This window comes from Cupriavidus yeoncheonensis, assembly GCF_905397275.1.
Taxonomy (GTDB): domain Bacteria; phylum Pseudomonadota; class Gammaproteobacteria; order Burkholderiales; family Burkholderiaceae; genus Cupriavidus; species Cupriavidus yeoncheonensis.
On record NZ_CAJPUY010000003.1, the window covers coordinates 247,940 to 259,572 of the forward strand.

Annotated in this window: 9 protein-coding genes; 3 read left to right on the forward strand and 6 right to left on the reverse strand. The window is 68.1% G+C overall.

Annotated elements, in window-relative coordinates; translation table 11 throughout:
* Positions 1-174: 174 nt before the first annotated feature.
* From KHO22_RS05525 to KHO22_RS05535, 3 genes are all read left to right on the forward strand, one after another.
* Entirely contained in the window at positions 175-2,133 is a 1,959-nt protein-coding gene (locus KHO22_RS05525; RefSeq protein WP_211946098.1) for a tetratricopeptide repeat protein, read from the forward strand.
* 151 nt (positions 2,134-2,284) lie between these two features.
* Positions 2,285-3,514 (forward strand): cation:proton antiporter, encoded by a 1,230-nt coding sequence (locus KHO22_RS05530; RefSeq protein WP_211946099.1) that lies wholly within the window; start codon positions 2,285-2,287, stop codon positions 3,512-3,514.
* A complete protein-coding gene (locus KHO22_RS05535) occupies positions 3,514-4,629 on the forward strand; it encodes a YbdK family carboxylate-amine ligase (protein WP_211946100.1) in 1,116 nt (371 codons plus the stop codon). The genes KHO22_RS05530 and KHO22_RS05535 overlap by 1 nt, the downstream gene beginning before the upstream one ends.
* Positions 4,630-4,644: 15 nt before the next feature.
* Here the strand turns inward: KHO22_RS05535 and KHO22_RS05540 are convergent, their stop codons facing one another.
* From KHO22_RS05540 to gcvH, 6 genes are all read right to left on the reverse strand, one after another.
* Positions 4,645-5,118 (reverse strand): hypothetical protein, encoded by a 474-nt coding sequence (locus KHO22_RS05540; protein ID WP_211946101.1) that lies wholly within the window; start codon positions 5,116-5,118, stop codon positions 4,645-4,647.
* A gap of 151 nt (positions 5,119-5,269) precedes the next feature.
* The gene (locus KHO22_RS05545; RefSeq protein ID WP_211946102.1) at positions 5,270-6,007 is read right to left on the reverse strand and encodes an MBL fold metallo-hydrolase; all 738 of its coding nucleotides are present in this window, start codon (positions 6,005-6,007) and stop codon (positions 5,270-5,272) included.
* An 85-nt stretch (positions 6,008-6,092) separates the two neighbouring features.
* On the reverse strand, positions 6,093-7,469 hold the full coding sequence (locus tag KHO22_RS05550) for an L-serine ammonia-lyase (protein WP_211946103.1): 1,377 nt from the start codon (positions 7,467-7,469) through the stop codon (positions 6,093-6,095).
* Positions 7,470-7,522: 53 nt separating this feature from the next.
* Positions 7,523-8,059 carry a DUF421 domain-containing protein gene (locus tag KHO22_RS05555; RefSeq protein ID WP_211946104.1) on the reverse strand — a complete coding sequence of 179 codons (537 nt, stop codon included), beginning with the start codon at positions 8,057-8,059 and terminating at the stop codon, positions 7,523-7,525.
* Between the two features lie 115 nt (positions 8,060-8,174).
* On the reverse strand, positions 8,175-11,105 hold the full coding sequence (gene gcvP, locus KHO22_RS05560) for an aminomethyl-transferring glycine dehydrogenase (RefSeq protein WP_211946105.1): 2,931 nt from the start codon (positions 11,103-11,105) through the stop codon (positions 8,175-8,177).
* A 96-nt stretch (positions 11,106-11,201) separates the two neighbouring features.
* Positions 11,202-11,582, reverse strand: coding sequence for a glycine cleavage system protein GcvH (gcvH, locus tag KHO22_RS05565; RefSeq protein WP_420839577.1), 381 nt, complete (start codon positions 11,580-11,582; stop codon positions 11,202-11,204).
* Positions 11,583-11,633 lie beyond the last annotated feature (51 nt).

Here is an 11,633-nt window from a genome sequence, read left to right on the forward strand (position 1 = left end):
GCCGGCCCGCACCCAGCGCACCCAGCCAGAAGAACGCCACCCGCACGGGTGGCGTTTTTTTCTTCGTGCAATCCTAAAGATTGAACTGACCCTGCCGTTTGTTGTCCCCGATGGGGGATCGTGTCATTGGCGCATAATCCCGCATTCGCCTATCCATTCCAGAAGGAGCAGTACGTGTCTGTGCAGGAAATCAGCTACGACCGCGCAATTGACCTGGCCGGTGTCGGCCGGTTCGATGAAGCGCTGGAAATCGCCGGCCAGTTGTCGGAGGCCCGGCCCGAAGTGGTCGATTTCATTACGCTGCGTGCACGGCTGCACTTCGACAAAGGTGACGCGCAGGCGGCCTTCGCCGTGCTCGACGATGCGCTGGCGCGGCTGGAATCGCTGGGGCTGGCGGCGCCGCACCGCTGGGCCTCGCGCGGGGTGATCGCGCATCGCTATGGCGCCATGCTGATGGGCCTTGGCCGCGACCGCGAGGCGTTGCCGTGGCTGCATGAGGCCGCGCGGCGCAACGGGCTGCTGTCAGGCGAATGGGCTGCCCATTTCCATGCGGGGCTGGCGTGCTACCGGCTTGGCGACCTGGCCGGTGCTGGCCGTTTCTGGCACGACCTGCTGTACCGGGCCCCCGACCTTGGCGCCGAAGACATCCTGCCGCTCGTGCACGACGCGATCGCGCGGGCCGAGGCCGCCGGGCAGCCGGACGAGCCCATGATGCGCGTCTGCCTGGGCCGCATTGCGCTCGATAACCCCGACCTGCTGGAACTCGAACCGGAGGCCGCCGACGCGCTCGCCGGCGAGCAGGCAGGCCTGGTGCTGGCCGGGTTTCCCGATCATCCGCAGGCCCGTCGCCTGCGCGCGCCGCTGCGCTTCGGCACGGGCGATACGGAGGGCGCCCAGGATGACCTGGCGGTGTACCTGCGCCAATGCCCGGACCCGCAGACCCAGGTACGCGCCATGGCGTGGCGCCACCAGGCCGCCCAGGCCGGCAAGCAGGGGGCCGATGCCCAGCCCTGGCTCAAATTCAGCGTGACCGCGCAATCCGACGACGGCGCCGGCTACTACCGTGCCGCCACGGCGCTGGGCGAGTTCATCGACCAGGTGCCGCAGGCCGAAGCCGCGCTGCGGCCGCGGCTGGTGGAAACCTGCCAGCTTGGCGTGGCGCGCTTCGAGGCGTACTTTGCCAGCGGCGAAGGCGACCCGGACGGCCATGGCGGCAATGCCGATCCGCACGTCTATTCGCTGCTGTGCCGCCTGCTCGCGCGCAGCCTGCCGGCGGATGCCGCCAGCCTGGAAACACGCATCGCCCTGCACCACAAGGGCATGGCGGCGAGCGAGTTCATCGACCACTGGGTCGACCTGCTCGACTGCCACGCCGGCGCGGGCCAGCACCAGAAGGTGGTGGAGCTGGCGGGCGAGGTGCTGAACCGTTATCCGCTCGAGCGCAACCCCGCCGACGTGACCTGGGCGTTCAGCCGCCTGATCGCGGCCTGGAAGGCCATCGGCGGCGCCGAGGCCGGCGAGGCGGCCGGCGCGGCCATGTCGCATATGGATGCCCGGCTCGACGCGTTGCCGGTGGAGGCGCGCAGCGAAGCCGCGCACCCGATGGCGCATGCGCGGGCCCACTATGCCGCGCTGGTGCAGGCCCGCATGGACGGCATGGACCAGCACGACCGCACCGACGCCCTCGCCGAAATCGACGCCCTGCAGCGCCGCGCGCTGCTCGTGGAAGATGCGTGGCTCTTCAATCGCTTTGGCCAGGTCTGGCGCGACCTGGGTGACCACGAACGCGCGCTGCCGCTGTTCGAACAGGCCATCGAGATGACCGAGGGCGATGCCTGGGACCAGGCCGCGCCGCGGATCCAGCGCGCGTTGATCCACAACGCCGCCGCGCGCCACGACGCCGCGCTGGAAGACTTCGCCGCCGCATTTGCCGCGCGTGACGACTGGGATGCCGAAACCTGGCTGCATGCCGTGGAATCGGCCGTCGGCCTCGGGCAGCGCGAGACGGCGCTAGGCTACTTCGACAAGGCGCGTGCCGCAGGGGCTGGCGAAGGCCGCACGCACGCCCTGAACACGAAGGTCGAGGCTGCGCTGCGGACCACCCGCCCCATGTGGAAGCTGTGGGGCGTCTGAGGCGTCAGGCGCTACTGCTCGGGAAAATCCCGCATTGAGAAACGCCATCATGAACGATGGCGTTTTTTATTGAATGTTAGAGACAGAAGTTGGTGCATTCCGTGCGGTGTCAGACAATGTCTGACAAGGAATGTCATGTGCTTCCATTACCATGTCACGCATGAATGGACTGAGCCAACTTTTCCCGTCACTTCCGCTCGCGCCCGGCGGCCTGTTCTGGGTCGGCCTGGCGTTGGTGGGAGCCGGCCTCGCGGGCGAACTGAGCCGCCGCTGGCTGCGCTGTCCGCGCATTGTCGGTTACGCCGCTGCGGGCCTGTGCGCCGGCATGCTGGGGCGCAGCATCGTCGACGACAATATGATCGCCCAGACCCGTATCCTGATCGATATGGCGCTGGCGCTGGCCCTGTTCGAGCTGGGGCACCGTCTGTCGCTGACCTGGCTGCGCGCCAACCGCTGGCTGCTGCTGACCAGCGCTTTCGAAAGCCTGCTGACCTGGGGCCTGGTGGCTGCCGTGCTGCAATGGATCGGCGCCTCGCCGGGCATTGCGATCCTTGCCGGCGGCATCGCCGTCAGCACGTCGCCGACCATCGTGCTGCAGCTCAAGAACGAGCTGCGCGCCGAAGGCCAGGTGACCGAGCGGCTGATGGCCATGGCCGCGCTCAACAGCATCTATGCCGCCGTGATCGTGCAGGTGGCCACCGGCTGGCTGCATTCCGAGTACGGCAACCTGGGCGCCGCGCTGCTGCACCCGCTCTACCTGCTGGTCGGCTCCTGCCTGCTGGCCTGGCTGGTGGGCAAGGTAGGTCACGCCATCTACGGCCGGATGTCGGTGGACGATCACTACAGCTTCCTCGTGCTGGTCGGCCTGGTGCTTTTCACGCTGGCGCTGACCCGGGTACTAAAATTGTCGATGCCGATCACGCTGTTGCTGGCCGGTGTCGTGTTCAAGCACGAGGACAGCCAGCCGCATGTGTGGCCGACGCACTTCGGCAGCGCCGGCAGCCTGCTGATCATCGTCATGGTGGTTTCGCTGGGCCTGCCGCTCACGGCGCATGACTGGGTGGTCGGCGGCGTCTATGCTGTAGTGCTGGTGTTGCTGCGCCACGCGGCCAAGCTGGCGGGCGTGGTGTCGCTGGGATCGTTCTCGGGGCTGAGCCTGCGCCAGTGCGTGGCGCTCGGGCTCGCGCTGGCGCCCATGTCGGGCCTCGCGTACCTGTTGATGAACGAGGTCGCGCGCCTGTATCCGAATACCGGGGAACCGCTGGCCGCTATCATCCTGTGCGCGCTGGCCATCGAGCAACTGCTGGGCCCGGTGATCGCGGCCTGGGCACTGCGCTTTGCCGGCGAAGTCCGCGCCGGCGGCAATGGAGGAGGGCGCTGATGTCGCTCGAATCGTTCAAGCATTCCGAGGCGCTGACCTTCGGCGTGGAGCTGGAGCTGCAGCTCGTCAACCGGCACGACTATGACCTGGCGCCGTTCGCGCCTGACCTGCTGCGTGCATTGAAGGGCGCCCAGCACGCCGGCGACATCAAGCCGGAGATCAGCCCGTCGATGATCGAGATCAGCACGGGCATCTGCCATACCTATGACCAGGCGGTGGAAGAGCTCACCACCATGCGCGACCTGATGACAGCGGCTTCGCGCTCGCTCAACATCGGCATCAGCGGCGGCGGCACGCATCCGTTCCAGCAGTGGGCCGACCGCATCATCTCCGATTCGCCGCGCTACCAGTACATCTCGGAGCTGTATGGCTACCTGGCCAAGCAGTTCACGGTATTCGGCCAGCATGTCCATATCGGCTGCCCGAGCGCGGACGAGTCGCTGTTCCTGCTGCATGCCATCGGCCGCTACGTGCCGCACTTTGTCGCACTCGCGGCATCGTCGCCCTATGTGCAGGGTGTCGATACCGGTTTCGCCTCGGCACGCATCAATTCGGTCGCGGCCTTCCCGATGAGCGGGCGGGCGCCGTTCCTGCTCACCTGGGACGCCTTCACCGCGTATTTCGAGAAGATGCGCAATACGGGCGTGATCGAGAGCATGAAGGACTTCTACTGGGATATCCGCCCCAAGCCGGAATTCGGAACGATCGAAGTGCGCGTGATGGATACGCCGCTGACCGTCGGCCGGGCCTGCGATATCGCCGCGTACATCCAGATGCTGGCGCGCTACCTGTTGCTGTCGCGCCCGTTCATGCCGCAGGAAGACGACTACCTGGTCTACACCTTCAACCGCTTCCAGGCCTGCCGCTTCGGGCTGGAGGGCGAATACGTGCATCCCAACGAGCTGACGCGCCGGCCGATCGCCGAGCACATCCTGTCGATCTGCGACGCGCTGGTGCCGCATGCCGAGGCGTTGGGATCGCTGCAGGCGCTGGCCAATATCCGCGCGCTGGCCGAGCGCCGCGACGGTGACGCCGAATGGCTGCGCCAGGTCGACGCCGACGCGCGCAGCCAGCGCGAAACCGTACGGCAGGCCTGCGAGCGCTGGGCGGCCTGACGCCGCCCGCGGCGCTTATTTCACGGTGTAGCCGCGCCCCTGCATGCACGCCCCCCAGGCCTGGTAGTAGGTGGATATCGCCTGGCCGGTATTGGCTGCGGCCTGTTCATTGGCGGCTGCGGCCTGCCGGCGCGACTGCCGGTGAGCGACGCCGCCCGCGACCGTGCCAACCGCCGCACCCTTGCCGGCATCGCCTGCGATCGCTCCCACTGCTGCGCCCGCCGCCGCCCCGCGCACGCGCTGGCCGCCCTGTGCCTGTGCCGGGGGCGGCGCGGCCGCGGCCTGGGCCGGGTCGACGCCTGTCTGCTGCTTGGCCCAGCTATAGCACGCGCCGTCGTCGCTGGACTGCTGCTGCTGGCTCTGTCCCTTGGCGGGATAGGCAATCGGCTTTTGCTGCGCCTGGGCCGGCGCAACGGCCAGCGCGGCCAGCGCCGCCAGCACTGCCGCGAGCGTACCCAGTCCACGACGTGCATTCCCGTTAGGCTTCATGGCGAAATCCCCTGTGAGTCGGCCTGCGCGCTGCATGCGTCACGCTGCAGCGCATCCGCACGCCGATGGGTGGAGAAACCAGTATTGCAGCGGGTGGCGCGAAGTCAATTCAGAGTTTTTTGGCGGGCGGAACAGACGGGTTCGCCGCGCGTCACGCACCGTGCGGCACGCTTTCGCCGTCGCGCAGCCCGAGCCGCTTGTTGGCCGGTACGGCCACGTCGATCAGCTTGGGCCGGGGCAGGTTCAGGTTGCGCATCATGTCGATGAACTCTTCGCGCGTGCGGCCGGCCACGCGGCTGTTGTGCGCGCGTTCCTGCGCGATCGTCGACGAGGTGCGGCCCTTGTAGTCATGCGCCGGGTAGACCAGGGTGTCGCCGGACAGGGCAAACAGCTTGCGCGTCAGGCTGTCGTAGAGCGTGCCGGCATCGCCGGACTGGAAATCGGTGCGGCCGCAGCCGTCGATCAGCAGCGCGTCGCCGGTGAACACGCGGCGCACCGGGCCGTCCGGCGCGGGCTCTTCCCACAGGTAGCTCATGCTGCCGGCGGTATGGCCCGGCGTGTGGATGGCGCGCAGCACCTGCGTGCCGAACGTCAGGGTATCGCCATCGATCAGCTGCTTCTGCGCGGACCCGATGTCGCATCCGGAGGGCGCCGCGGTATGCGCACCGGTCTGCATGGCCACGTGGCCCGCCGAGGTGATGTGGTCGGCATGGGCATGCGTTTCTATCACCCATGCAAGGCGGGCGCCCGCGTCGCGCAGCACGGCCATGTCGCGTTCGAGCTGGTGGTCGACCGGGTCGATCAGCACAGCCTCGCGCGTGGCGGCATCGATCAGCAGGTAGGTGAACGTGGACGAGGTCTCGTCGAACAGCTGGTGGAAGGTTTGCATGGCCGCCTCGCTTTTTGCTCTGGTTCTGGCAGGCGCCGGCGCTGGCGCCATGGGGAGACTGGCGCCATGATACGCCGCACCGGGCTCAGCATTCCACGATATTCACCGCCAGCCCGCCGCGCGCCGTCTCCTTGTATTTGGTCTTCATGTCGGCGCCGGTTTCGCGCATGGTCTTGATGACCGAATCGAGCGATACATAGTGCGTGCCGTCCCCGCGCAATGCCATGCGCGCGGCGTTCACCGCCTTGACCGAGGCCATGGCATTGCGCTCGATGCACGGGATCTGCACCAGCCCGCCGACCGGATCGCAGGTCAGGCCCAGGTTGTGCTCCATGCCGATCTCGGCGGCGTTTTCGACCTGTTCGGGCGAGCCGCCCAACACCGCCGCCAGCGCCCCGGCCGCCATCGAACAGGCCACGCCGACTTCGCCCTGGCAGCCGACTTCGGCGCCCGAGATCGATGCGTTGAGCTTGTAGAGCAGGCCGATCGCGCCGGCGGTGAGCAGGAAATCCACCACGCCGCGGGCGTTGGCGCCGGGCACGAAGCGGTCGTAGTAATGCAGCACGGCCGGGATGATGCCGGCCGCGCCGTTGGTCGGCGCGGTCACCACGCGGCCGCCGGCGGCGTTCTCCTCGTTGACGGCCATCGCGTAGAGGTTGACCCAATCCATGACGGACAGCGGGTCGGACAGCGTGCGCTCGGCGCGCTCGGTCAGGCTGCGGTAAAGCTCCGGCGCGCGGCGCCGGACCTTGAACGGGCCCGGCAGTTCGCCGTCGGTGCGGCAGCCGCGCACGACACAGGCCTGCATCACGTCCCAGATATGCAGCAGCCCGGCGGTGACGTCTTGCTCGCTGCGCCACGTGAGTTCGTTTTCCATCATCAGGCGCGCGATGCTCTTGCCGCTTGTGCTCGCCATCTCCAGCATGTCCTTGCCGCTGCGGAACGGATGCGGAAGCTGCCGGGCCGCATTGAGCACCTGCGTGTTGGGTGCGCCCGCGGTGACGACGAAGCCGCCGCCGACCGACAGGTAGCGCGCCTCGCGCAGCGTCGCGCCCTGCGCGTCGTAGGCGTGGAATTTCATGCCGTTCGGGTGCTCGGCCATGGCCTCGCGCCGGTAGAAGGCAATGTGCTCTTTCTCGATGAAGGGGATCGGGTGCCGGCCCAGCAGCGACAGCGTGCGGCCCGCGCGCAGCGCTTTCAGCCGGCCGTCGATGGCATCGGGGTCGATGGTATCGGGCGCTTCGCCCATCAGGCCCAGCATCACCCCCTTGTCGGTGCCGTGGCCCTTGCCGGTAGCGCCGAGCGAGCCATACAGCTCCACGCGCACGCTGGCGACCTGCGGCAGCAGGCCGTCACGCTCCAGGCCCTGCGCAAACATCAGGGCGGCGCGCATCGGGCCCACGGTATGCGAACTCGACGGGCCGATTCCCACCTTGAACAGATCGAAGACGCTGACTGCCACGGATCACTCCTGAAATCACTGCCTGCCTGCGCATGGCAGGCGGGGTTGCGGAATCAAAGGACGTCGTCCTTGCCGACCTCGCTCCACACCGACGCGGCCGGCCTGGGCGGTGCGGCGTCGGCCGGCTGCTGGCGCAGCTTGACCGACACTGTCCCGTCCGTTTCCAGGATGGCGAAATGCACGTCGGCCATGCTGCTGCTGCCGGCGTGGCGCAGCACCTTGTGGAGGTCTTCCATGCTGACGCGCTGGTTGCGCATCACGTCTTGCAGCAGCTTGCCGTCATGGATCAGGAACTGCGGCCGGCCTTCCACGAGGATCTCCAGCCTGCGGCTGCGCCAGGTCAGATAGGCGAGCCCGGCATTGGCGCCCACCAGCGTGACGGCCAGGATCAGCCCGGCGCTCACCGAGTTGTCCCCGGCGTTCATGGCGTTCTGCACGGCATTGGACAGTACCAGCAGCAACACCAGGTCGAACGGCGTGAGCTGGCCGATCTGGCGCTTGCCGGACATCCGCAGCAAGGCCAGCACCGAGCCATACACGATCAGCCCGCGCAGCACGAACTCCCACCAGGGGGCACTGAGATTCCACATGCAGTCTCCGCTGTGCTGGTGGCGCCACGACGCGCGGCGCCCCTGTATCGAGCATAGCGCGCCTGGCGGCCGGCAGTAACCGGACGCCAGGCTAAGGAGGGCCTGGGTCGCCGGCTCAGTCCTCGGCGTACTCGCTCATCGGCACGCAGCTGCAGAACAGGTTGCGGTCGCCGTAGACATTGTCGGCGCGGCCGACCGGCGGCCAGTACTTCTGCGTGCGCAGCGACGCCACCGGATAGGCTGCCTCTTCACGCGTGTACTTGCGCGTCCACTCGTTGGCCGTGACCACGGCCGCGGTGTGCGGGGCATGCTTGAGCGGGTTGTCGTCGCGGTCGAAGCTGCCGTCCTCGACGCGGCCGATTTCCTTGCGGATGGCGATCATCGCATCGATAAAGCGGTCCAGCTCGTGCAGGGCCTCGCTCTCGGTCGGCTCGATCATCAGCGTGCCCGGCACCGGGAAGCTCATGGTCGGGGCGTGGAAGCCGTAGTCCATCAGGCGCTTGGCCACGTCTTCGTTGCTGATGCCGGTGTCCTTCTGCAGCGGGCGCAGGTCCAGGATGCACTCGTGCGCGACCAGGCCGTGCTGGCCCGCGTACAGCACCGGGAAGTACGGCGACAGGCGCTTGGCGACATAGTTGGCGGCCAGGATGGCGTTCTCGGTGGCGGCGGTGAGGCCGGCCGAGCCCATCATGGCGATGTACATCCACGAGATCGGCAGGATGCTGGCCGAGCCGAACGGCGCGGCCGACACGCCGCCGATGCCGTTGTCGTCGCGGCGATAGCCCACGCTGTCCTGGTTCGGCAGGAAGTCGGCCAGGTGCGCGCCGACAGCCACCGGGCCCACGCCGGGGCCGCCGCCGCCGTGCGGGATGCAGAAGGTCTTGTGCAGGTTCAGGTGCGACACGTCGCCGCCGAACTGGCCCGGCGCGGCCGTGCCGACCATGGCATTCATGTTGGCGCCGTCGACATAGACCTGGCCGCCGTGCCGGTGCACGATCTCGCAGATCTGCTGCACGCCCTGCTCGAACACGCCGTGCGTGGACGGGTAGGTGATCATGATGGCCGCCAGGTTCTGGCTATGCTGCCCGGCCTTCTTCGCCAGATCTTCCAGGTCGACGTTGCCGTTCTCGTCACAGGCCACCACCACCACCTTCATGCCGGCCATTTGTGCCGACGCCGGGTTGGTGCCGTGCGCCGACGACGGGATCAGGCAGATGTCGCGATGGCTCTCGCCGCGGCTCGCGTGGTACGCGTGGATGATCAGCAGGCCCGCGTATTCGCCCTGCGAGCCGGCGTTCGGCTGCAGGCTCACGGCGGCGTAGCCGGTGGCCGCGCACAGCATGTCCTCGAGCTGGTCGATCATCTCGCGGTAGCCCACGGTCTGGTCCAGCGGCGCGAACGGGTGGATCTGGCTGAACTCGGGCCAGGTCACCGGGATCATCTCGCTGGTGGCGTTCAGCTTCATCGTGCACGAGCCCAGCGGGATCATGGTGCGGTCCAGCGCCAGGTCCTTGTCGGCCAGCATGCGCAGGTAGCGCAGCATCTCGTGCTCGGCGTGGTGCGTGTTGAACACCGGGTGCGTCAGGTAGGCGCTCTGGCGCGCGAGGCCGGCCGGGAACACGTCGGCAACCGAGGCTTCGATCGCGTCGAACGTCAGCGAGGCCGGCAGCGGCTTGCCGTGCGAGAAGATTTCCCACAGCGCCACCACGTCGTCGCGCGTGGCGGTCTCGTCGAGCGACACGCCGATGCGCGTCGCGCCGGCATGGCGCAGGTTGATGCCGCGCGCGGTCGCGGCGGCGTGGATCGCGTCGGTGTTGAAGCCGGTCTCGAACGTCAGCGTGTCGAAGAACGTGGCGTTGGTGCGCGCGAAGCCGAGCGTCTGCAGGCCGGCGGCCAGCGTGGCAGTCAGGCGATGCACGCGCTGCGCGATGCGCTTGAGGCCCTGCGGGCCGTGGTACACGGCGTACATCGACGCCATCACGGCCAGCAGCACCTGCGCGGTACAGATATTGGAGGTGGCCTTCTCGCGGCGGATATGCTGCTCGCGCGTCTGCAGGGCCAGGCGGTAGGCCTTGTTGCCCTGCGCGTCGATGGTCACGCCGACCAGGCGGCCCGGCATCGAGCGCTTGAACGCATCCTTCACCGCCATATAGCCCGCGTGCGGGCCGCCGAAACCGAGCGGCACGCCAAAGCGCTGCGAGTTGCCCACGGCCACGTCGGCGCCCCATTCGCCCGGCGCGGCGATCAGCGTCAGCGCCAGCAGGTCGGCGGCAGCCACCACGAGGCCGCCGGCGGCGTGCACGGCGTCGGCGATGGCGCGGTAGTCGGTCACGTCGCCGTTGACGCCCGGGTACTGCAGCAGTACGCCGAAGGCGTGGGCCGAGGCCGCATCGGCGGCCGGGCCGACCTTCACCTCGATGCCCAGCGGCTTGGCGCGCGTGCGTACCACTTCCAGCGTCTGCGGCAGGACGTCGTCGGCCACGTAGAAGGTGTTCGACGCGTGCTTGTTCACGCGCTGCAGCAGCGTCATGGCTTCGGCCGCGGCGGTGCCTTCGTCCAGCATCGACGCGTTGGCGATATCGAGGCCGGTCAGGTCCGTGACCATCTGCTGGAAGTTCAGCATGGCCTCCAGGCGGCCTTGCGAGATCTCGGGCTGGTAGGGCGTGTACGCGGTGTACCAGGCCGGGTTCTCGAAGATATTGCGCAGGACGACGGCGGGCGTCAGCGTGTTGTAGTAGCCCTGGCCGATAAAGCTCTTCAGGACCTTGTTCTTGCCAGCCAGCTTGCGCAGCTTCGCCAGTGCGGCTTCCTCGGCCAGCGGCTCGGTGAATTCGCCCATCGGCATGCCGTCGCGGCGGCGGATGGCTTCGGGGATCACGGCGTCGATCAGCGCGGCGCGGCTGTCGTAGCCGAGCACCTTGAGCATGTGCTGCTGTTCGGGCGTGTCGGGGCCGATATGGCGGGCGGCGAAGGCGTCGCGCGCCTCCAGTTCGGCCAGCGTGGGCCGGTTACCTTGGGCGGCGGTCATGGGAAGCGGGGCGTTCATGGCAAGAACCTCGTTGGGGGCGCGGTGGCAGGTGGTCAGCCATGCCGCCGCGCATCAATACAGTGGCCGGCCCGCGCAGGGCCGGCAGGCGCGGCGTCAGGCGCCGACGCTGGCCTTGTAGGCGTCGGCCGACATCAGGCCGTTGACGTCGTCGCTGTTGGCCGGCTTGAGCTTGAACAGCCACGCGTCGAAGGCGTTGGCGTTCACGCTTTCCGGCGCGGCCGTGGCGGCCTCGTTGACGGCGATGATTTCGCCGGCGACCGGGGCGTAGATGTCGGAAGCGGCCTTCACCGATTCCACCACGGCGAGTGCGTCGCCGGCGCCGACCGACTTGCCCACTTCGGGCAGTTCCAGGAAGACGATGTCGCCCAGCGCGTCCTGCGCGTGGTCGGTGATGCCGATGGTCAGGGTGCCGTCGGCTTCGACACGCACCCACTCGTGCGACTCGGTGTATTTCAGGTCAGCGGGGAAATTCATCAGGGTTCTCCGGATTCAGATTTGTTCTTGGTTCAGGCGCCTGCCATCGGT

Coding starts and splice junctions, on each gene's coding strand:
- KHO22_RS05530 (WP_211946099.1), top strand. CDS start 2,285: ATGTCACGCATGAATGGACTGAGCCAACTTTTCCCGTCACTTCCGCTC.
- KHO22_RS05535 (WP_211946100.1), top strand. CDS start 3,514: ATGTCGCTCGAATCGTTCAAGCATTCCGAGGCGCTGACCTTCGGCGTG.
- KHO22_RS05540 (WP_211946101.1), bottom strand. CDS start 5,118: ATGAAGCCTAACGGGAATGCACGTCGTGGACTGGGTACGCTCGCGGCA.
- KHO22_RS05545 (WP_211946102.1), bottom strand. CDS start 6,007: ATGCAAACCTTCCACCAGCTGTTCGACGAGACCTCGTCCACGTTCACC.
- KHO22_RS05555 (WP_211946104.1), bottom strand. CDS start 8,059: ATGTGGAATCTCAGTGCCCCCTGGTGGGAGTTCGTGCTGCGCGGGCTG.
- gcvP (WP_211946105.1), bottom strand. CDS start 11,105: ATGAACGCCCCGCTTCCCATGACCGCCGCCCAAGGTAACCGGCCCACG.
- gcvH (WP_420839577.1), bottom strand. CDS start 11,582: ATGAATTTCCCCGCTGACCTGAAATACACCGAGTCGCACGAGTGGGTG.